Annotated in this window: 21 protein-coding genes; 6 read left to right on the top strand and 15 right to left on the bottom strand. The window is 73.1% G+C overall.

Annotated features, from left to right (window positions below):
* Positions 1 to 200 precede the first annotated feature (200 nt).
* Positions 201 to 365 (top strand): hypothetical protein, encoded by a 165-nt coding sequence (locus tag BX285_RS37440; protein ID WP_179852969.1) that lies wholly within the window; start codon positions 201 to 203, stop codon positions 363 to 365.
* 113 nt (positions 366 to 478) lie between these two features.
* Positions 479 to 817, top strand: a complete 339-nt coding sequence (locus BX285_RS20880; RefSeq protein ID WP_097239372.1) for a hypothetical protein — start codon at positions 479 to 481, stop codon at positions 815 to 817.
* Between the two features lie 12 nt (positions 818 to 829).
* Here BX285_RS20880 and BX285_RS20875 read toward each other — a convergent pair whose 3' ends face one another.
* The 7 genes from BX285_RS20875 to BX285_RS20845 form a co-directional block, all read right to left on the bottom strand.
* On the bottom strand, positions 830 to 1,729 hold the full coding sequence (locus BX285_RS20875) for a hypothetical protein (protein WP_097239371.1): 900 nt from the start codon (positions 1,727 to 1,729) through the stop codon (positions 830 to 832).
* A 29-nt stretch (positions 1,730 to 1,758) separates the two neighbouring features.
* Positions 1,759 to 2,061: a DUF427 domain-containing protein gene (locus tag BX285_RS20870; protein WP_097239370.1), complete on the bottom strand. Its 303-nt coding sequence runs from the start codon at positions 2,059 to 2,061 to the stop codon at positions 1,759 to 1,761.
* A gap of 60 nt (positions 2,062 to 2,121) precedes the next feature.
* Positions 2,122 to 2,358 (bottom strand): DUF6296 family protein, encoded by a 237-nt coding sequence (locus BX285_RS20865; protein ID WP_097239369.1) that lies wholly within the window; start codon positions 2,356 to 2,358, stop codon positions 2,122 to 2,124.
* Between the two features lie 39 nt (positions 2,359 to 2,397).
* Positions 2,398 to 2,643 carry a DUF2277 domain-containing protein gene (locus BX285_RS20860; RefSeq protein WP_121176334.1) on the bottom strand — a complete coding sequence of 82 codons (246 nt, stop codon included), beginning with the start codon at positions 2,641 to 2,643 and terminating at the stop codon, positions 2,398 to 2,400.
* 140 nt (positions 2,644 to 2,783) lie between these two features.
* Positions 2,784 to 3,311: a gamma carbonic anhydrase family protein gene (locus BX285_RS20855; protein WP_121176331.1), complete on the bottom strand. Its 528-nt coding sequence runs from the start codon at positions 3,309 to 3,311 to the stop codon at positions 2,784 to 2,786.
* A 49-nt stretch (positions 3,312 to 3,360) separates the two neighbouring features.
* On the bottom strand, positions 3,361 to 4,689 hold the full coding sequence (locus BX285_RS20850) for a serine hydrolase (protein ID WP_121176328.1): 1,329 nt from the start codon (positions 4,687 to 4,689) through the stop codon (positions 3,361 to 3,363).
* Positions 4,690 to 4,840: 151 nt separating this feature from the next.
* Positions 4,841 to 5,407, bottom strand: coding sequence for a DJ-1/PfpI family protein (locus BX285_RS20845; protein ID WP_097239365.1), 567 nt, complete (start codon positions 5,405 to 5,407; stop codon positions 4,841 to 4,843).
* Positions 5,408 to 5,664: 257 nt separating this feature from the next.
* Between BX285_RS20845 and BX285_RS20840 the strand changes: the two genes are divergently transcribed.
* Together BX285_RS20840 and BX285_RS20835 are read left to right on the top strand one after the other, a co-directional pair.
* Complete coding sequence (locus BX285_RS20840) at positions 5,665 to 6,213, top strand: alpha/beta hydrolase (protein ID WP_097239364.1); 549 nt, start codon at positions 5,665 to 5,667, stop codon at positions 6,211 to 6,213.
* A 19-nt stretch (positions 6,214 to 6,232) separates the two neighbouring features.
* Complete coding sequence (locus tag BX285_RS20835) at positions 6,233 to 6,832, top strand: hypothetical protein (RefSeq protein WP_143685866.1); 600 nt, start codon at positions 6,233 to 6,235, stop codon at positions 6,830 to 6,832.
* Positions 6,833 to 6,918: 86 nt separating this feature from the next.
* Here BX285_RS20835 and BX285_RS20830 read toward each other — a convergent pair whose 3' ends face one another.
* The 5 genes from BX285_RS20830 to map all read right to left on the bottom strand — a co-directional run bounded on the left by BX285_RS20830 (position 6,919) and on the right by map (position 13,870).
* The gene (locus BX285_RS20830) at positions 6,919 to 8,106 is read right to left on the bottom strand and encodes a right-handed parallel beta-helix repeat-containing protein (RefSeq protein ID WP_121176326.1); all 1,188 of its coding nucleotides are present in this window, start codon (positions 8,104 to 8,106) and stop codon (positions 6,919 to 6,921) included.
* Between the two features lie 213 nt (positions 8,107 to 8,319).
* A complete protein-coding gene (locus tag BX285_RS20825) occupies positions 8,320 to 10,623 on the bottom strand; it encodes a transglycosylase domain-containing protein (RefSeq protein ID WP_121176323.1) in 2,304 nt (767 codons plus the stop codon).
* Positions 10,624 to 10,849: 226 nt separating this feature from the next.
* On the bottom strand, positions 10,850 to 12,352 hold the full coding sequence (locus tag BX285_RS20820) for an alpha/beta hydrolase (RefSeq protein ID WP_121177753.1): 1,503 nt from the start codon (positions 12,350 to 12,352) through the stop codon (positions 10,850 to 10,852).
* Positions 12,353 to 12,490: 138 nt separating this feature from the next.
* A complete protein-coding gene (locus tag BX285_RS20815; protein WP_097239360.1) occupies positions 12,491 to 12,916 on the bottom strand; it encodes a thioesterase family protein in 426 nt (141 codons plus the stop codon).
* A 186-nt stretch (positions 12,917 to 13,102) separates the two neighbouring features.
* Entirely contained in the window at positions 13,103 to 13,870 is a 768-nt protein-coding gene (gene map, locus BX285_RS20810) for a type I methionyl aminopeptidase (protein ID WP_121176321.1), read from the bottom strand.
* Between the two features lie 214 nt (positions 13,871 to 14,084).
* On the opposite strand from map, the gene BX285_RS20805 reads away from it, so the two are divergent.
* Together BX285_RS20805 and BX285_RS20800 are read left to right on the top strand one after the other, a co-directional pair.
* Entirely contained in the window at positions 14,085 to 14,567 is a 483-nt protein-coding gene (locus BX285_RS20805) for a hypothetical protein (RefSeq protein WP_097239358.1), read from the top strand.
* A 26-nt stretch (positions 14,568 to 14,593) separates the two neighbouring features.
* Positions 14,594 to 14,872 (top strand): helix-turn-helix domain-containing protein, encoded by a 279-nt coding sequence (locus tag BX285_RS20800; protein ID WP_097239357.1) that lies wholly within the window; start codon positions 14,594 to 14,596, stop codon positions 14,870 to 14,872.
* Between the two features lie 67 nt (positions 14,873 to 14,939).
* On the opposite strand, the gene BX285_RS20795 is transcribed toward BX285_RS20800, so the two are convergent.
* The 3 genes from BX285_RS20795 to BX285_RS20785 all read right to left on the bottom strand — a co-directional run bounded on the left by BX285_RS20795 (position 14,940) and on the right by BX285_RS20785 (position 18,246).
* Positions 14,940 to 16,337 carry an ABC transporter substrate-binding protein gene (locus tag BX285_RS20795; protein ID WP_218893137.1) on the bottom strand — a complete coding sequence of 466 codons (1,398 nt, stop codon included), beginning with the start codon at positions 16,335 to 16,337 and terminating at the stop codon, positions 14,940 to 14,942.
* A 71-nt stretch (positions 16,338 to 16,408) separates the two neighbouring features.
* Positions 16,409 to 17,311, bottom strand: a complete 903-nt coding sequence (locus BX285_RS20790; RefSeq protein WP_097239356.1) for a carbohydrate ABC transporter permease — start codon at positions 17,309 to 17,311, stop codon at positions 16,409 to 16,411.
* Positions 17,308 to 18,246 carry a carbohydrate ABC transporter permease gene (locus BX285_RS20785; protein WP_121176317.1) on the bottom strand — a complete coding sequence of 313 codons (939 nt, stop codon included), beginning with the start codon at positions 18,244 to 18,246 and terminating at the stop codon, positions 17,308 to 17,310. The genes BX285_RS20790 and BX285_RS20785 overlap by 4 nt, the downstream gene beginning before the upstream one ends.
* Between the last annotated feature and the right edge of the window lie 151 nt (positions 18,247 to 18,397).

The following is an 18,397-nucleotide window of genomic DNA, read 5'->3' as shown; positions in this document are numbered from 1 at the left end:
CGGCCCGCGACGCGGCGGCACCCGGTGGTCATCCAGGCGGAGATCCGGCCGTGGTCCGGCGCTGGTCCGGCGGTCACGCAGTGGTCACCCGGCTGGCCCCGGCGCCGGGGCGGGGGCAGGCTGGAAGGGCGAAAGAGCCACCCGGTCCCGCCGCGCCCGCGCCCGGCGCGCCCGGACCGACCGAGGAGACGGAGCCCGCGATGACCGACATGAGCGAACGGTTCGAGGTGAGCACCGACAGCGACGACGACGTCCGCGCCGCCGACCCCGAGGAAGGCATCACGTCGATGCAGAACCTGCACGCGCAGGACACCTCCCAGGCGGAGGGCGACGCGATGCTGGACGAACCCGGCAAACTCGACTGACCGTCCGCCGACCACTGACGTCCGTACTCGACCGCCCGGTGGGACCGGGCGGTCGCCGCGACCGCAGGTGTCGCTGCTCCGGCGGCGGCTCACCGGCGGGGGAGGATAGGCGCATGACCGAACACGACCAAGGCAATCAGCAGGCCCGGCCGCCCGCAGACCCGCGCGCGTCGTGGGCGACCTGGACCACGCAGTCGATCATCAGCGGCCCGGGAGGGGTCACCACCAGCGAGGTCGGCCCGATCTCCGGCGACCTCACCGTGCACACCACCTGGGTGGACGGCGAGGCGCGGCTGACCGTGCAGTACACCGGCGCCCTGGACTGGTACACGGTGGCCGGCAGCCCGGTGCCGGCGGCCGACGAGACCACCGCGCGGGCCATCCACCAGGCGATGGTGAACGGGGTCAAGGCGGGCCGGGGCGCGGGCGCCCCGACGCCGCCGGCGCCCTGACCAGGGCCCGTCCTACGTCGCGTCCCCGGGCTCCGGCGTGTCCCCGGGCTCCGGCAGTCTCCCGCCCTTCACCACCGGCGCGGCCGCGGCCCAGTAGGCGCGGTCCGCCGGCGGGCGGGAGCGCAGGTCCACCCGGACCTCCTCGGCCAGCCGGCGGGTTTCACGCCGGTTCATCGTGGCGCCGATGCCGGCGCCGACCAGCAGCGGCATCAGCGCGGGCAGGTGGCGCAGCGAGCTGCGGGTGAGGCGGCGGCGCACCTGCTGGCGCACCTCCGCGCCGATGGCCAGCGCGGCGAAGCCGGCGGGCCGGACCAGCAGCGTCGCGTCGATCCCGCGGCGGTTGGCCCATGCGCCGAGGTAGGCCCCCGCCCGCTGGGTGACACTGCCCTGCGCGGGGAAGCCGTAGACCTCGTGCAGCTCGGCGATCAGCTTGATCTCCACGGCTGCCACAGCGAGCGTCTCGGCCGCGATCTCCACCGGCATCGCGGGCGGCACCGGCATCATCGCCGCCGCGCCGACACCTGCCCCGAGCGCGCCGGAGGCCCGGACGGCGCCGGTGACCAGCAGGTCGGCCAACTGCTCCGGGGAGGCCGCGCCCGGGTGCTGGGCCCGCAGGGTGGCGAGGCCTCGCACCGGGATCCGCGGGGCGGCCTGCACCAGCTGCTCGGCGAGGGCTTTGCCGCCGTACGCGGCGCCCCGGGCGGTGGCCCGCCCGCCGTGGCCGAGCAGCCGGGCGGCGTGCAGCACCACGGCGCGGCCGCGGCCCTCCCGCTGCCCGGCGCGGGCGGCGAGCGGGCCGCCGCGCCCGGGCTGCTCGGGGTGCTCGGACTCCTCGACGAGTTCGGCGAGCTGCTCGCCCAGGTCCGGTTCGGGGGTCGGCCGGGAACGCCCCGGCCTGCGGAAGACTGCCATGGGGATCACGTACCCCCTGGGCCGGCGGGCTACGCGGTGACCGCCGCCGAGTCGGTGACCTCCACCCCGTGCCAGAAGGCCACCCGGCCGCGCACGTGCTCGGCCTCGGGCTTCGGGTCGGCGTAGAACCAGACGGCGTCCGGGTTGGTCTGCCCGTCGACCTCCAGGGTGTAGTAGCCCGCGGTGCCCTTCCAGCTGCACACCGTGGTCGTCTCGGAGGGCCGCAGGTACTCCGCGCGGACCGACTCGACCGGGAAGTAGTGGTTGCCCTCGACGACGATGGTGTCCTCGCTCTCGGCGATGACGACGCCCTGCCAACTCGCTGTGATCATGTGGAGATTGTGCCCGAGGCGGGCGCGCCGTGGCCAGCAGTTCGTCGGGGCAGCGGTGCGTCAGGGCAGCGGGTGCGCGTGGACCGGCAGGTGCGGGGTCTGGTGGCCGCCGCTGGCGAGCATCCGGACCTCGCCGGAGTCGCTGATCTCGGCGCGGACGATGCCGCTCTCGTCCTCGTACACCGGGTGGCCGCCGGGGCCGGTCGCGCTGGTCCGGGTGACCACCACGACGTCCTGCGGGGCCTGGGTGCCGGGGGTGCCGGGGAAGGTGAGGGCGTAACGATTGGCGGGGTTCATCTCCTGCTCCCTGCTCCCTGCTGTCCGCGTCCGACGGCGCTACCCGGCCGCCTCGACGACCTCGACGGCCCGGGGGTGCGAGCCGCGGACCTCCAGCTCTCCGAGCAGCCGGGCGGTGGCCTCGGCGATCGCGTCCACGGCCCGGTCGAAGGCCTCCCGGTTGTGCGCCGCCGGGGCGCGGAACCCGGAGACCTTGCGGACGTACTGCAACGCGGCGGCGTGGAAGTCGTCCTCGTCGGCGTCGGGCGTGACGGGCGGTCGCAGCGTCTTGATGTTGCGGCACATGCCCCCAGTCTCGCGCGCGCAGGCCCCGCTGGCGACCCCCGGTCGTCACGCCGACCTCACGGGGCGGCAATCCGACCGGATGAGGATGCCGGACGAACGAATTCGTCCGCCGGGCGCTCCCCCGGGGCCCGCCGCCCCGGTCAGTTCCCGGTGATCTCCCGGTGGGCGCCGGCCAGCAGCTGGTAGCCCTCGCCGTTGGCCTTGATGCCCGTCCGTTCGTCCTCGCTCAGCTCGCGGCGGACCTTGGCCGGGACGCCCGCGACCAGCGAGCCGGGCGGGACGACCATGCCCTGCGGGACCACCGCGCCGGCCGCGACCAGCGAGCCGGCGCCGATCCGGGCGCCGTTCAGCACGGTGGCGTTCATCCCCACCAGCACGTCGTCCTCGACCGTGCAGCCGTGCAGCACCGCGTTGTGGCCCACCGAGATCCGCTCGCCGACCACCAGCGGGAAGCCGGGGTCGGCGTGCAGGGTGCAGTTGTCCTGGATGTTGCTGCCCGCGCCGACGCTGATGGACTCGGCGTCCCCGCGGAGCACCGCGCCGTACCAGACGCTCGCGCCCGCGCCGACGGTCACGTCCCCCACCACCACGGCGTTCGGCGCGACGAAGGCACTCGGGTCGACGGCGGGCACCCGGCCCCCGACTGCGGCGATCAGCGGCTCTGCCATGTCTCGTCCTCCTGGTGATGGTCGGCCGCACGCCCGTGCGACCCGCCGGTCAGCGTAGGGGGTCGGTGGCGGGCGCGGCCGTCCCGGGCTGGGGGCCGCACAGTGCCGTCGTGATCACCTTGGTCCAGGCGGCGTAGGCAGCCTGCTGGTCCGGTACGTCGTAGAGGGTGGTGCTGCCGGCGAACTGGCGCCTGCCGTCCGCGGAGCCGAGCATCATCGTGACGTAGCTGGGGAAACCGCCGGCGTGGCCCCAGAAGGTGCCGCAGGGGGTGTCCACCCGCTGGAGGCCGAGGCCGTAGTACCGGCCCGCGCCGTGGTCGGTGGTCTGCTGCATGGCGGCGAGTTCGGCCGGGTGCAGCAGGCGGCCGCCGAGCAGGGCCGCGAGGAAGGTGGTCAGGTCGGCGGTGGTGGAGATGCCGGCGCCGGAGGATCCCGCCATCGAGGGGTTGAGCAGGGTGACGTCGACCGGGCCGGTGTCCGTCTTCTCGTAGCCGTGGGCGTGCGGGCCGGGGACGACGGGCGAGTCGGCGGGCATCCAGGTGCTGGTCAGGCCGAGCGGGCGGATGATCCGGCGGGTCACCTCCTCGTTCCAGCTGCGGCCGGTGAGCTTCTCGATGATCATGCCGATCAGGACGTAGTTGGTGTTGGAGTACTGCCAGTCCGCGCCGGGCCGGAACGCGGGCGGGTACCGGCGGGAGATGTCGACCAGGTCCTTGAGGCCGTAGTGCCTGAAGCGACCGCCGTCGAGCCATTCCGGGCGCCGGTCGTCGAAGGCCGGGTCCTGGGTGTAGTCGGCGACGCCGCTGGTGTGGTCGAGCAGCTGCCGGACGGTGATCTCGGTGCTGTTCGGGACGATGCCCGGCAGCAGGCACTCCAGCCGGTCGTCGAGGTCCAGCCGGTGCTCGCCGACGAGCTGGAGCAGCGTGGTGGAGACGAAGGTCTTGGTGGCGCTGCCGATCCGGAAGGTGCCGCGCGGGTCGGCGGGCTCACCGGTGGTGAGGTCGGCGACGCCGGTGGCGTTGCGCCAGACCAGCCGGCCGTCCTGGCGGACGGCGGCGAGGGCGGAGGTCGAGTAGCCCGGGTCGGTCATCCCGGCCAGGGCGGCGTCGGCGGCCTTCCAGTCGTCGTGGCTGCCGGGGCTGTCGGGGGCGGCGACGCGGACGGCGGTGCGGCCGCGGGGATCGTCGCAGCCGGCGGCGGCCGGGCGGTCGGCGCCCTGGGCGACGGCGGCGGCGAGGTCGGCCGGAGCGAGCGCGGAGAGCAGGCCCGCTGCCACGGCGACCGCGACGGCGACACGCAGGACCGGGCGGCGGGGCCCGGCGGTCGGGGTGGTCGGGGTGGTCATGCCGTCCTCCCGGGTCGGGATGATGGTGGTCAACTCGACTCCGGGGTCGAGCTCCTGACACCATGCCAGACCTTCGGGGGGCGGTCGTCCACCCTGCGGCCGGTCCGTGACCCCGACGCGCCCCGGAGCCGTACCCCGAGACGGTTCGGGGTACGGCTCCGGGGGTCGGATCGGGCAGGGCCGGTCAGGCGAGCGGGGCGTGCTTGCGCAACACCTCGATGAAGGCGCGCAGCCACGCCGGGTGGTCGGGCCACGCGCGAGCCGAGACGACCACGCCGTCCACCACGGCCTCGCCGTCGACGAACTCGGCGCCGGCGGCCTTGATGTCCGGGGCCAGCGCCGGGTAGGCGGAGGTGCGACGGCCGTCCAGGGCACCGGCGGCGGCGGCGATCAGCGGGCCGTGGCAGATCTGCGCGACGGGCTTGTCCGCGGCGAAGAAGTGCTGCGCGATCCGCTGCACGTCCGGGTCGTTGCGCAGGTACTCGGGGGCGCGGCCGCCGGGGATGACCAGGGCCACGTAGTCGGCCGGGTCGACGTCGGCGAGGGCGAGGTCGGCGGGCCAGGTGTAGCCGGGCTTCTCGGTGTAGGTGTCGTAGCCGTCGACGAAGTCGTGCACCACGAACTGCAGGCGCTTCTTGGTCGGGGCCGCGATGTCGACCTGGTAGCCCTCCTCGCGCAACCGCTGGTACGGGTAGAACACCTCCAGCGACTCGGCGGCGTCCCCGGTGACGAGCAGGATCTTCGATGTCATCGCCGACATCCCTCCACGTGGTCGAGCCTCAGGTCCGTTGTGGGCGCCGGGCGTTGGCGGTCGGCCGGGGCCCGGTCCAACCTCCCGTACCCGCCGCACGGTTGGCAACAGGGCGCACCGGGCGTACGGCGGCGCATATGGAGGCATGCGCGCCGGTTGCGCGGAGAGTGCGCCGGGCAGCCCGCCCGGCTGCGGCTCCCGGCGGGGCGCGGCCTAGACTCCTGCTGCCCACGACCTACCGCCACCCGGAGGAACCCATGCCGGACCGCACCACCTACCTCGTCCTCCCCGGCTACGAGAACTCGGGCCCCGAGCACTGGCAGACCCGCTGGGAGGCCGCCGAGCCGGAGACCTTCCGCCGGGTCGAGCAGGCGGACTGGGACCACCCGGAGCGGGAGGACTGGGTGGCCCGGGTGGACGCGGCGGTGGCGGCGGCCGCCGCCGAGGGCGAGGTGGTGCTGGTCGCCCACAGCCTGGGCTGCATCACGGCCGCGCGGTGGGTGGCCACCGCCCCCGCCGAGCGGACCGCCGCCGTGCGGGGCGCGCTGCTGGTCGCCCCGGCCGACATCGACACCGCCGAGGTCCCGGAGCTGGTGGACTTCCGGCCGGTGGCGCTGGAGCCGTTCCCGTTCCCGACCGTGGTGGTCTCCTCGACCGACGACCCGTGGGTCTCCCCCGAGCGGGCCCGCGCCTTCGCCGCGGCCTGGGGTTCCCGCTACATCGAGCCGGGTGCCTTCGGGCACCTCAACTCGGCTTCCGGACTGGGCGACTGGCCGGAGGGCCGCAAGCTGCTCGCCGAGCTGTGACACCGTGAACGGGGGGACGATGGACAAGCGGAGGTCACGGACCAGGCGCATCGTGGTCCGGCTGCTGGCGGCCTGCGGACTGGCCGCCGTCCTGCTGTACACCGAGGGGCAGTGGGAGAGCCGCTCGGGCGGGCGGATGGTGGTCGCCGACCTGCTCAACCGGCCGGAGCTGCTGCTGGGGGCGGCGCTGGGCGCGCTGATCGCGGCCGCCTGGCTGGGCGACCTGCGCGCCGCGGCGCTGCGGACGGCCACCCGGACGGTCACGGTGACCGCCGGGGTGGTGTTCGTGCTCGGGGTGCTGGCCGCACACAAGGTCGCGGCGGCCGAGACCCGCAGCCGGGAGACGGCACCGGCCGGGACCGAGCGGGCGCTGGTGGTGGTGCACCGCTCGTACGCCACCGGGCCGGCGCCGGGCGAGCACTGGCAGGTGCTGCTGGAGACCGGCGAGGGCTGGTCGGCGCGGCGCTGGTCGCTGGCGGACATCGGCGGGGGTGCGGACGACGCGCGGCTGGTGGAGGCGAGTTGGACCGGCCGGGAGCAGATCACCGTGGTGACGGACTCCTACCGGCGGGTGTTCAACCTCGACCAGGACAGCGGCGAGCCGGTCGAGGCCCGGTAGGGCCGCAGGCGTGTCGGGTGCGTGGCCGCGCGCAGGAAGTCGGCCGGGCCGACTTCCCGCGCGGCGGGTGCACGGCTGTCGGGGGCTCAGTCCGGTTTGACGACGGCGGTCGCCCTGAAGCCGCAGCACTGGAGTTCGCGGACGGGTGCGACGGTCGTCCGGCTGATCACGTCACCGTGCAGGGTGCCCGTGGTGTCGACCGCGTCGGCGATGACGCCGATGCCGACCTGTCCGCCGGTGATGACGTTGTGATGGGTCGCGCCGTCGCCGTCCTGGATGGCCACGCCGAAGAGGCGGTTGTCGGTGAGGACGTTCGCGGTGATCCGGCAGCAGTTCGGAGCGGCGAACTGGTAGATGCCGATGTCCGCACCGGAGACGTGGTTGCCGGTGATGCTGGTGCCGGCCGGGGTGAAGCCGGCGAAGATGCCGCCGGACTGCAGGTCGTTGATCGGGTCCGGGCCGCAACCGGGGGCGGTGCAGACCGAGTCGGCCACGGTGTTGCCCGTCACCGTCGCGACCGCCTCCCCGATGGCGATGCCGAACTGCTCGACCGGGATCTGTGCGCCGCCCGTGATCTCACTGTCCAGCACGGTGACCCGGGTGGGCGGGACGGCCCCTGGAGGGCCCGCCAGGTTGATGCCGTCGAACTGGTAGCGGGCGATCCGGACCCCGCTCACCCGGCCGAAGGCGGTGCTGCCCTCGGCGCCCTCGACCTGGACGAACGGCGGCAGGCCGTAGACGACGCCCCGGCCGCCCGCCTGGTCGGCGGGGCAGGACGGAGGGGGCTGCATGTCCGTGACCCGGACGTCCGCGAGGTCGAGGGTGGCGGCCTGCAGCGCGGTGATGCCGCCGACCTCGGGACCGCACGGGATCGGCCCGGACACGGTGAAGCCGACCATCCGTACGTGTGCGCCGTGGGCGACCCGCACGACGGCGCCCACCGGCTGGCCGGTGCGGGTGTTGGTGCCGAAGGTGGTGAGCGTCGCCGGCGCCTTGACGGTCGGCGCGTCGGCACCCACGAGTTCGAGGTCCTTGCCGCTGACGACCACCTGCTCGGTGTACGTGCCGCCCTGGACGACGACGGTGCTGCCGGAGGCGGCCGCGTCCACGGCGGCCTGGATCGTCGGGAAGTCACGGGGGACCAGCAGCGTCGGGGAGGCGGGAGCGGCGGTCGCCGCTCCCGCCACGGGGCCCAGGGTCATGGCGCCCAGGGCGGCGAGGACTGCCAGGCAGGCGAGGACGCAGCGCGTCCTGGCTCTGGCCGACCGGTTCATAGGGGCTCCCAATCTGCGAGGGGCGGGCTCCGCCCCACGCTAGGTCGGGGTCTCGGGGGCAGCCATCTCGTGGCTCCATCGGGCGGCGCACCGATCGGGTGACGCTCCGCCCGGTGCTCGCACCGATCAGGGGGGCGCGCAGACGGGTGCGGCCCCGCGCGAGTACGGGTACTCGGGCGGGGCCGTCAGGAGGAGTTCACCGGTCCCCCGGGCTCACTGGTCCTCGGGGTCCGCCGGGGTGGAGGGGGCGGAGCGGCCGGTGGTGTCGGTGCCGCGCGGCCGGCCGGTGTTCCCGTTGGTGCCCGGGCCGCCCGTGGCCGGGGCGCCGGTGCAGGTGACCGAGCTCGGGGAGCCGCCGGCGGTGGTGCAGTTGGGGTCGCGCTTGGGAGGGTCCGGGATGTAGACGGTGGCGAAGTCCTTCTCAGGCAAGTCCCGGACGGCGTCGCTCATCGCCTGCTGCCAGATCGGCCCCGGGCCGGTCGCGCCGAACACCTCGGCCTGGTACTTGCCGCCGATCCGGATGTTGCGCATCGGCACCTTGGTGCCCGGGCTGCCGAGCCAGACCGAGCCGGCCAGGTTGCCCGTGTAGCCGGTGAACCAGGCCGACTTCTTCTCGTCCGTGGTACCGGTCTTGCCCGCGATCTGGCGGCGGTCGTCCAGGCCGAGGTCGCGCGCGGTGCCGCCCTTCTCGGTCACCCCGAGCAGCACGGTGTTGATCACGTCGGCGGTGTCCTCGGACATCGCCTGGCTGCACCGGGCCGGCGGCACCGGCACGTCCTTGCCGTCCACCGTGCTGATCCGGCTGATCGCCACCGGCGCGCAGTAGGTCCCGCGGGCGGCGAAGGTCGCGTACACGTTGGCCATGGTCAGCGGGCTGACCTCCTGGGTGCCGAGGCCGAGCGCGGGCACCTCCTGCAGCGGCGAGCCGTCCGCCTTGCCGGCCACGCCCAGCTTGTCGGCCATCTGCTTGACCGCGCAGAGCCCGATCTCCTGCTCCATCTGCACGAAGTAGGTGTTCACGGAGAGCGCCATCGCCTGCTTGAGCTCGTACGGGCCCTTCTCCTTCTCGGACTCGTTGGGGATCGTCCCGCCCGTCTTGCCCTTGCTGAGGTTCTTCCAGGTGCCGTCGCAGGTCTTCATCGTCGGCCAGTCCATGCGGTTGGGCGAGTCGTAGCGCTGGGTGGACGGCAGGCCGGCCTCCAGGGCGGCGGCGGCCACGATCGGCTTGAAGTTGGAGCCGGGCTGGAAGCCGATGCCACCCCCCATCGCCGCGTCCACGTTGTAGTTGACGACGGTCTCGTTCTTCTCCTTGGCCAGGCCGTACGGGCGGGTCTGCGCCATCGCCAGGATGTCGCCGGTGCCGGGCTCGACCATCGTCATCGCCGCGGAGACCGGGTCGGTGACGAACACCTGGGTGGAGACGGCGTTCTGGGCGGCGGCCTGCTTGTCCGGGTCCAGGGTGGTGTAGATGTTCAGGCCGCCGGTGTCCCACAGCTTCTTGCGCTCGGCCGCGCTCTTGCCGAAGGCCGGGTCCTGCTTGACCACGTGCCGCACGTAGTCGCAGAAGAAGCCCATGCCGGCCTTGGCGGTGATGCAACCGTTCTGCGGGTCCCGGTAGTTGAGGCCGAGCGGGGCGGCCTTGGCCTCCTTGGCCTGCGCCGCGGTGATGTGCTTGCTCTCCACCATCTTGTCGAGGACGGTGTCGCGGCGCTTCTGCGCGGCCACCGGGTGCAGCTTCGGGTCGTACTGCGACGGGTTCTGCACCAGCCCTGCGAGCATCGCCGCCTCGGGCAGGGTGAGGTCCTTGGCGTCCTTGCTGAAGTAGCGCTGGGAGGCGGCCTGGATGCCGTAGGCCTGGTGGCCGTAGAAGGTGATGTTGAGGTAGTTGGTGAGGATCTGCTCCTTGGTCAGGTCCTCCTCCAGCTTGATGGCGTACCGGAGTTCCTGGATCTTGCGGCCGAGCGTCTTGCGCTGCGCCTCGCGCACCGCCTCCGGGTCGTCGCCGGCCTTCTCCACGTTGACGTTCTTGACGTACTGCTGGGTCAGGGTGGAGGCGCCCTGCACGGTGGCGCCGCTCTCGGCGTTCTTGGTGACGGCCCGCAGGATGCCCTTGAGGTCGACGGCGCCGTGCTCGTAGAAGCGGGCGTCCTCGATGTCCACCTGCGCCTGGCGGATCAGCGGGGACATCTGCTCGGCGGTGAGGACGGTGCGGTCGCGCTCGTAGACCTTGGCGATCAGGCCGCCCTTGGCGTCGAAGATCTGGGTGGCCTGGGTGAGCGGCGGAGTCTTGAAGTCGTCGGGGATGTTCTCGAAGCCCTCGGCGCCGCTCTTGGCGCCGAGCCCGACCGCGCCGGCCGCCGGGAGGACCACGCCCGCCAACAGGACCCCGCCGAGCACGCTGGCACCGAGGAACTTGGCCGCGTGGCCCAGCAATCCGAGCGGAGTCTCACGGCGCCTCGGGCGGGGCACCCAGGTGTCGCCCGGATCCGGGGCGGGTATGCGGCTCTTCGGTGACATAGATCGAACATTACGGCCGTGAACACCCTGCGTGGGGCGGGTGTTGGCGAAGGATTGTCACAAAATCGCGACAGATTCGACTCATTCACGAGGGTCGAACGGACGTGCACGCAGGAGCAAGGGCCGTTCGTCCACGGCCTGTTGCCCCCGCGTGCCGCGTGGCGCCCCCGGCCGGCACTCCTCACCGGTACTCCGAACCGGTACTCGGAGAACGCTCAGTGGGCGCTCACTCCGCCGGGCAGAAGACGTCCTGGGCCGGGCGCCGACCGGTGACCAGGTAGTCCGTCACCACCGCGTCGCCGCAGGCGTTCCCGTTGGCGCGGTAGACGTCGTGGCCGCCGGAGTCCACCGTCACCATCCGGGCCCGGTCCCCGAACGCGGCGCGCAGCTTGAGCGCGCCCCGGTACGGGGTGGCGACGTCCCGCAGGTTCTGGGCCAGCAGGACGTTCGCCGGGCCGCGGTCGGTCACCGGCACGGCCGGCTCGGCGGGCGCGAACGGCCAGAAGGCGCAGGGCATCACGTTCACCGGCATGCCCGCGGTGAGCGGGTGGGCGGCCCGGTCGGCGGCGACGTCCTTGGCGTACCCGGCCGGGTCGGCGGGCCACGTGACGTCGTTGCACAGGGTGCCGACCGAGACCGCGACGGTGTTCTGCACGGCCGGCACGGCCTGCTCGGGCAGCGCCGCCGGGGCGGGCAGCGGGCGGCGGCCGAGGCCCGCCAGCATCAGCCGGGCCAGGTCGGGGAACTTGGCGTCCGCGTACAGGCTCTGCAGCATGGTCTCGCGCAGCACGTTGCCGTTCAGCTCGGCCGGATCGGCGCCCGGCCAGGGCAGCGGCGTGCGGTCGAGGCGGGTGGCGAGGTCGAGGAAGAGCGGGCGGACCTCCTCGGGGGTGTCCGCGACCCGGTCCGGATTGCCGGGCGCGGAGGCCCACGTGGCGAAGTCGGGGAACCGGTCCTCGACGCCCTGGCCGAAGGCGGCGAGCCAGTTGCGCTCCACCCGGGTCGGGTCCGGGTTGTCGTTGCTGTCCAGCACGATCCGGTCGGTCCGCTCGGGGAACATGGTGGCGTAGACGGCGCCTGGGTAGGTCCCGTACGAGGTGCCCCAGGCGGAGAGGCGGCGCTCGCCGAGGGCCCGGCGGAGGCTGTCGATGTCGCGGGCCTCGTTGGCGGTGGAGATGCTGCGCAGCACCGGGCCGCCGTTGCGGGCGCAGGTCTCGGCGATGCGGCGCTCGTAGGCGAGGTTCCCGTCGATCGAGCCGTCGGCGGCCGGCCAGGGGCGCAGCTTGACCATCGCCAGGTCGGAGCGGTCGAGCTCGCAGCTGACCGGGGTGGAGCGGCCGACGCCGCGCGGGTCGAAGCCGACCAGGTCGAAGCGGTCGAGCACGGACTGCGGGAGGCGCTTGGCGGCGTTGCCGGGGATGTCCAGGCCGGAACCGCCCGGTCCGCCGGGGATGGTGAGCAGGACGCCGTGGCGCAGGCTCGGCTTCGCGGCGGGGATGCGGGAGATCGCGAGCGTGATCTGCTCGCCGTGCGGGTCGCGGTAGTCCAGCGGGACGGTGACGGTGGCGCACTGTTGGCGCGGGTCGGCGTTCCCCTCGCAGGCGGACCAGGCGAGGCGGTCCTTGGCCGGGTTCGGTGCGTCGGCGGCGGCAGGCAGAGCGGTCAGCGCGGTGACGGCGAGGGCGGCGGCCGCGGTGGCGGCGGCTGCGGTGATCGTGTTCTTCGGCATGCCCAAGAGTCTGCCGGGGCAGGGGACTTGGACCCATCCGGGCAGCGGGCCGGTCGGGGGTGGGGTAATCCCCCGCCCGCCGGGTGGAGGCCGCATCCGGGTGCGGCCTCCGGCGGGTGGGAGCGTCTGGACGGGACGTCAGAGGCCGAGCACGGCCGGGTCGGAGGCGAGGGCGCGCAGCGGCTCGCGCGGGTCGGCGACCAGCCGGCGTTCGGCCAGGTCGAGGATGCCGCCGACCCCGGTGATCTCGGCGGCCAGCACGCCGTCCTCGCGGACCAGCCGCTGCACCACCTGGAAGGTCTTGCCGTCGCGCCAGGCGAACGAGCAGCTGACGTCCACCGAGTCGCCCGCGCGCAGCTCCCGCAGGTACTTGACCGTGGTCTCCAGGACGACCGGGCCCACGCCCTTCGCGACCAGGTCGGCCTGGCGGATCCCGGCCGCCTGCAGGTACTCCCAGCGGGCGTGCTCGGCGTACTGGAGGTAGACGGCCTGGTTGAGGTGGCCCTGCGTGTCGGTCTCGTACCCGCGGACGGTGATGCGGGTGGTGAAGTCCTGATCGTTCATGCCCCGCACGGTACTCCGGGCGGCGGGGCGCCACCTCGTGTCCTGCGTCACCCCCGGGACGTCACCCCGATGCGTCGCTGCGGGACGTCACTGCGGGACGTCACTGCGGGACGTCACTGCACGACGTCGCTCCGGCAGTGCGGCCGGCAGCGGCGCCTTCGATCCCCGGATCGGGCGACGGGACGTTCAGCGGAGGGTGAGGATGCGGGGGCCGTCCTCGGTGATGGCCACCGTGTGCTCGACGTGCGCGGCCCGGCTGCCGTCACTGGTGCGCAGGGTCCAGCCGTCCGGGTCGGTGCGGTACTGGTCCCGGCCGCCGGCGATCAGCATCGGCTCGATGGCCAGCACCAGGCCCGGGCGCAGCGGGTAACCCCGGCCCGGGCGGCCCTCGTTGGGCACGTGCGGGTCCTCGTGCATGCTGCGGCCGATGCCGTGCCCGCCGTAGCCTTCCGGCATGCCGTAGCGCCCGGCGCGGGCGACGGTGCCGATGGCGTGGGCGATGTCGCCGATCCGGTTGCCGACCACGGCGGCGGCGATGCCGGCCTCCAGGGCGCGCCGGGTGTCCTCGATCAGGGCGGTGTCCTCGGGGCGGGCGGTGCCGACGGTGAAGCTGACGGCGGCGTCACCGGCCCAACCGTCCAGGACCGCACCGCAGTCGATGCTCACCAGGTCACCGTCGCGCAGCCGGTAGCCGTCCGGGATGCCGTGCACGACGGCGTCGTTGACGGAGGCGCAGATGACGGCGGGGAACGGGACGGGCGCGAAGGACGGCCGGTAGCCGAGGAACGGCGATCCCGCCCCGGCCGCCGTCAGCACGCCCCGCGCCACCTCGTCCAATTCCAACAGGCTGACTCCGACGGCCGCCGCCTCCTCCGCGGCGGCCAGCGCGTCGGCCACCACCCGCCCGGCTTCGCGCATCGCGTCGAGGGCGGCGTCCGACTTGAGTTCGACCATGGTCAATCACTCCCCTGGATCCAATTCTTATACCGGTATTTGTATCACGGTCGATGGTGTTAAATCACCACCCGGCAGGACCGGCGAAGGGTCGCCTTCGGGGAGGGACGCGGCGGCCGCACGCTGCCGACCAGGGAATTTGTGGCGCTCGGTCGGCTCGCGATCCGCTAGTGTTCGGCGGCGCAAGCTGATGATCTGACTGCAAGGAATCCACGTGACGACCCCGCCGACCGCCCCCGTCGACGAAACCCCGACCCCTGCCGAACCGCTCGCCCAGGAGCCCTGGGGTGCCGGACGCCCCGCCCCCGCCGAGCCCTCGCGGCTCCGCCGGATCGGCCGCCGCGTCGGAGGGCCGCTCCTGCTGGTCGCGCTGATCATCGGCGGCCTGGTCGTCGCCGGGATGGCTGGCAAGTCCGACCCGGAGGCCGCGAAGGCCGGTGACTGCGTGCACGACCTCGGCGGCGGCGGGTCCAAGCCGAAGATGGAGATCGTGGACTGCACCAAGGCCACCGCCGACTTCAAGGTCACCAAGGTCGTCCACGACGGCGACGCCAAGCACGCGTGCGACTCGGAGCCGGAGGAGGTCTTCGGCTCCTACAGCGAGGAGCGCCGCAGCACCATCGTCGTCCTCTGCCTGGCCCTCAACGCCGACCGGCCCGGCGGCCCGGCCCCGCTGCCCAGCTGGCCCGCGCTGTAGAGAGACGAGGCCCTAGACTCGACCCCATGGTGAGGACTCCACTGACCCCGTGGGAACGCGAGCGTGGGGAGCGCTTCGGGGCGCTGCTGCGCGAGGCGCGTGGTGAGCGCAGCATGGTCGAGGTGGCGGCGGTGGCCGGTGTCTCGGCGGAGACGCTGCGCAAGATCGAGACGGGCCGGGCGCCGACGCCGTCCTTCTTCACCATCGCGGCGCTGGCCTTCGCGCTGGACCTGTCCCTGGACGAGCTGGCCGGCGCCTGTGCGCTGCCGGAGGACGGCGAGCACGGCGCAGCACTCTCGGCTTGACGGGCGACGGCCCGCCCTGCGCACGCGGCGCGGGGCGGGCCGTCGGCCTGACCAGGGGTCCGGCGGGTCAGCCGACCGAGCTGTTGTAGTTCTCGATCGCCGGCTGCAGTTCCTTGGCCGCGTCGGCCAGCGCCTGCTGGGCCGTCTTGCCGCCCGCGATGGTCTGCTCGATCGCGGTCTCCACGCCCTTGCGGGCCTGCGGCATCACGCCGAGCAGGCAGCCGGCCGTGGCCGAAGTGGGCTTGGTGGCCTTCAGCTGGTCGATCGCGGTCTGGAACTGCGGGTACTTGGCCACCCACTCCTTGTCCTTGGGGTCGTCCAGGGACTTCCGGTTGACCGGGAAGTAGCCGGTGCCGGTGTGCCAGGCGGCCTGCTGCTCGGGCGCCGTCACGAACTTCTCGAACTCCCAGGCGGCACGCTTCTCGGCGTCGGAGTGGCCGGGGCCGCTGATCCACAGCGAGGCGCCGCCGATCACCGGGCCGCCCTGGTCGGCGGCGGTGACCTTCGGGAAGGCCGCGGTGCCGACGCCGAACTTCGCGGCCTCGGTGTAGCCGCGCAGCACGCCGGTGGACTCCAGGTGCATGGCGACCGTGCCGGCCTTGAAAGCGGCCTGGGCGTCGTCGGTGGTGCGGCCGGTGTTGGCCGCGTAGCCGCCCTTGACCAGGTCGGCCCACCACTGGACGATCTGCGCGCCCTGGGCGGAGTCGAACACGACCTTGCCCGCCTTGTTGCTGCGGCCGTTGTCGTTGTCGCAGTACATGGTGCCGGACTCGGCCAGCAGCTGCTCGACGAACCAGCCGTAGATGGCGGCGCCGAAGCCGTACCGGACGGTCTTGCCGTCGGCGTCCTTCTTCGTCAGCTTCTTCGCCAGCTCGCCCAGCTCGTTGAGGTCCTTGGGCGGCTGGGCCGGGTCGAGGCCGGCCTCCTTGAAGGCGTCGGTGTTCAGGTAGAGCAGCGGCATCGAGGAGTTGAACGGCATCGACTGGAGCTTGCCGCCGACCGAGTAGTAGTTGCGGATGTTGGCGTCCAGGTCGTCCAGCGGGTAGCCGTCCTTGTCGGCGAAGGCCTGCGCCGGGACGGTCTGCCTGGAGTCGATCATGAACCGGGTGCCGATGTCGTAGACCTGGACCAGCGCGGGGGTGCCCTTCTGCTGCACCGCCGCCTTGTACTTGGTCACCAGCTCGTCGTACTTGCCCTGGAACTGGGCCTTGACCTCGATCTTGCCCTGGTGCGCGGCGTTGAACTGGTCGACCAGCCCGGTCAGCACCTCGGCGTTCTTGCCGGTCATCGAGTGCCAGAACTCGACACCGGTCACGCCCGAGGCCTGGTCGAGCGCCTGGGCGCCGGGCGCAGCGGCGTCGGAGGAGCCACCGGAGGCCGAACCGGAGTCACCGGAGGAGCTGCAGGCGGTCAGAGTCAGGCCGGCCACCAGCAGGGCCGCGAGCGCGCGTGCACTCTTCTTCACGAGGGTTCTCTCTCTGTGGGGAGGGACGGGCCGGGGGGAGCGGGTCAGCGGACGGCGCCCGCGGTGAGCGGTCAGCGGACGGCGCCCGCGGTCAGGCCGCGGACGATGAACCGCTGACCGAAGACCACCAGGGCGAGGGTGGGCAGCAGGGAGAGCACGACACCGGCCAGGATCAGCCCCGGGTCGGCCATCTCCGAATCGCGCAGCGAGGTGAGACCGATCTGCAGGGTCTGCATGTTCGCCGTGCGAGTGATGATCAGCGGCCAGAAGTACTGGTTCCAGGCGGACAGGAAGACGTAGATCGACAGCGCCGCCAGCGCCGGCTTGTTCAGCGGGACGACGATCCGCCACAGGAAGCGCCAGTGGCCGGCGCCGTCGATCCGGGCGGCGTCGCGCAGTTCGCCGGGCAGCTGACGGAAGGCCTGGCGCAGCATGAAGGTGCCGAAGCCGGAGGCGAGGAAGGGCAGCACCAGGCCGAAGTAGGTGTTGCCGAGCCCCCAGCCGGACAGCGTCAGGTAGTTGGGGATGATGATCGCCTCCCACGGGACCATCAGCGTCGCCAGGAACACCCCGAACACCGCGGCCCGCGCCTTCAGCGGCAGGAAGACGAAGGCGTACGCGGCGAGGACCGAGGTGAACAGCTGGGCGAGGGTGATGGCGGTGGCCGTGATCGCCGAGTTGGCGTACTGGCGGGCCAGCGGGATCGCGTCCACGGCGCCGGAGAAGTTCCGGCCGGTGACCGTGTGCGGCACCAACGCGGGTGGGTAGGAGGAGAGTTCGGACGGGCCCATGAAGGCGCCGGCGACCGCGTAGTACACCGGGAAGGCGACGGTGACGAGGGCGACGGCGAGCAGCAGGTAGACGGCGGCGCGGCCGAGCAGGTCCCGCGGGGAGCGCCCGGCGAGGGCGCGGGTGCGCGGGCGGGGTGCTTTCGACGCCTCGGGCGCCTCGGCTTCGGTGGCGATCGTGGTCATGCGTAGTGCACCTTCCGCTCCAGGACGCCGAACTGGACGGCCGTGCAGGCGAGGACGACCACGAGCAGCACCACGGCCTGGGCGCTCGCGGTGCCGAAGTCGCTGGAGCCGTAGGCGAAGGCCTTCTCGTAGACGGAGTAGACGAGGGTCCGGGTGGAGCCGTCCGGCCCGCCCTTGGTGAGGATGTGGATCTGGCCGAAGCTCTGCAGCGCGTGGACGGTGGAGACCACGGTGAGGAAGAACAGGTTCGGGCCGAGCATCGGGACGGTGATCGAACGGGCCAGCCGCAGGCCCGACGCGCCGTCGATGCGGGCCGCTTCGACGATCTCCCCCGGGATCGACCCGATGCCGGCGGAGAGCACCAGCACGTTGTAGCCGAGGTTCATCCAGACCGTGGTGACGGCCACCGAGACCAGCGCGTAGTGGGAGTCGGTCAGCCAGCCGACCGGGCCGAGGCCGACGTGCGAGAGCAGGCCGTTGAGCACCCCGCTGGCGGGGTTGAAGAACACCGCGAAGACCACCGAGGCGCTGGCCACGGAGAACGCGAACGGCAGCGCGAAGGCGGAGCGCAGCAGCCGTACGCCGCGGATCCGGTTCTCCAGGAGCAGCACCAGCACCAGCGCACCGAGCACCCCGGGGACCACGGTGAGCAGCGTGAACAGCGCCGTGGTGACGAGGGTTCGGCGGAAGTCCGCCGAGGTGAGCAGGTCGGTGTAGTGCTTGAACCCGACGTAGCGGGAGGGCGCGCCGAAGAGGTCGTTGGCGTGTCCGCTCAGGTAGATCGTCCGCCCCAGCGGGTAGCCGATGAAGAGGACGAAGACCACCAGGGAGGGCAGCAGGAAGGCCCAGGCGAGCCCGTGTTCGCCCCAGCGGCCCCGCCGGGGTGCTGGTGGGCGGGGGCCCACCCGGGGCCCGGCGTGCGGTGCGGTCGGCATGGGGTGCGCGTCCGCCTTTCGTGATGTCGGTTCCGGCCGAAACCGTGTCTTGCCCACACGACGCGATGGGAACCCCGGGGTGATCGGCGGGTGTCACCGGGATTACGCGTTCGCGTCAGATCCGGCCGATCGTGCCCGGCCGGGCTCCCTG

The organism is Streptomyces sp. 1114.5 (assembly GCF_003635085.1).
GTDB lineage: Bacteria > Actinomycetota > Actinomycetes > Streptomycetales > Streptomycetaceae > Kitasatospora.
This window is presented reverse-complemented; position numbering and strand designations above follow the sequence as displayed.

Excerpts from the sequence above, each read along its gene's own strand:
- BX285_RS37440 (WP_179852969.1), top strand. The coding sequence starts at position 201 with ATGACCGACATGAGCGAACGGTTCGAGGTGAGCACCGACAGCGACGAC.
- BX285_RS20880 (WP_097239372.1), top strand. The coding sequence starts at position 479 with ATGACCGAACACGACCAAGGCAATCAGCAGGCCCGGCCGCCCGCAGAC.
- BX285_RS20875 (WP_097239371.1), bottom strand. The coding sequence starts at position 1,729 with ATGGCAGTCTTCCGCAGGCCGGGGCGTTCCCGGCCGACCCCCGAACCG.
- BX285_RS20870 (WP_097239370.1), bottom strand. The coding sequence starts at position 2,061 with ATGATCACAGCGAGTTGGCAGGGCGTCGTCATCGCCGAGAGCGAGGAC.
- BX285_RS20865 (WP_097239369.1), bottom strand. The coding sequence starts at position 2,358 with ATGAACCCCGCCAATCGTTACGCCCTCACCTTCCCCGGCACCCCCGGC.
- BX285_RS20860 (WP_121176334.1), bottom strand. The coding sequence starts at position 2,643 with ATGTGCCGCAACATCAAGACGCTGCGACCGCCCGTCACGCCCGACGCC.
- BX285_RS20855 (WP_121176331.1), bottom strand. The coding sequence starts at position 3,311 with ATGGCAGAGCCGCTGATCGCCGCAGTCGGGGGCCGGGTGCCCGCCGTC.
- BX285_RS20845 (WP_097239365.1), bottom strand. The coding sequence starts at position 5,407 with ATGACATCGAAGATCCTGCTCGTCACCGGGGACGCCGCCGAGTCGCTG.
- BX285_RS20840 (WP_097239364.1), top strand. The coding sequence starts at position 5,665 with ATGCCGGACCGCACCACCTACCTCGTCCTCCCCGGCTACGAGAACTCG.
- BX285_RS20835 (WP_143685866.1), top strand. The coding sequence starts at position 6,233 with ATGGACAAGCGGAGGTCACGGACCAGGCGCATCGTGGTCCGGCTGCTG.
- BX285_RS20830 (WP_121176326.1), bottom strand. The coding sequence starts at position 8,106 with ATGAACCGGTCGGCCAGAGCCAGGACGCGCTGCGTCCTCGCCTGCCTG.
- BX285_RS20825 (WP_121176323.1), bottom strand. The coding sequence starts at position 10,623 with ATGTCACCGAAGAGCCGCATACCCGCCCCGGATCCGGGCGACACCTGG.
- BX285_RS20820 (WP_121177753.1), bottom strand. The coding sequence starts at position 12,352 with ATGCCGAAGAACACGATCACCGCAGCCGCCGCCACCGCGGCCGCCGCC.
- BX285_RS20815 (WP_097239360.1), bottom strand. The coding sequence starts at position 12,916 with ATGAACGATCAGGACTTCACCACCCGCATCACCGTCCGCGGGTACGAG.
- map (WP_121176321.1), bottom strand. The coding sequence starts at position 13,870 with ATGGTCGAACTCAAGTCGGACGCCGCCCTCGACGCGATGCGCGAAGCC.
- BX285_RS20800 (WP_097239357.1), top strand. The coding sequence starts at position 14,594 with ATGGTGAGGACTCCACTGACCCCGTGGGAACGCGAGCGTGGGGAGCGC.
- BX285_RS20790 (WP_097239356.1), bottom strand. The coding sequence starts at position 17,311 with ATGACCACGATCGCCACCGAAGCCGAGGCGCCCGAGGCGTCGAAAGCA.
- BX285_RS20785 (WP_121176317.1), bottom strand. The coding sequence starts at position 18,246 with ATGCCGACCGCACCGCACGCCGGGCCCCGGGTGGGCCCCCGCCCACCA.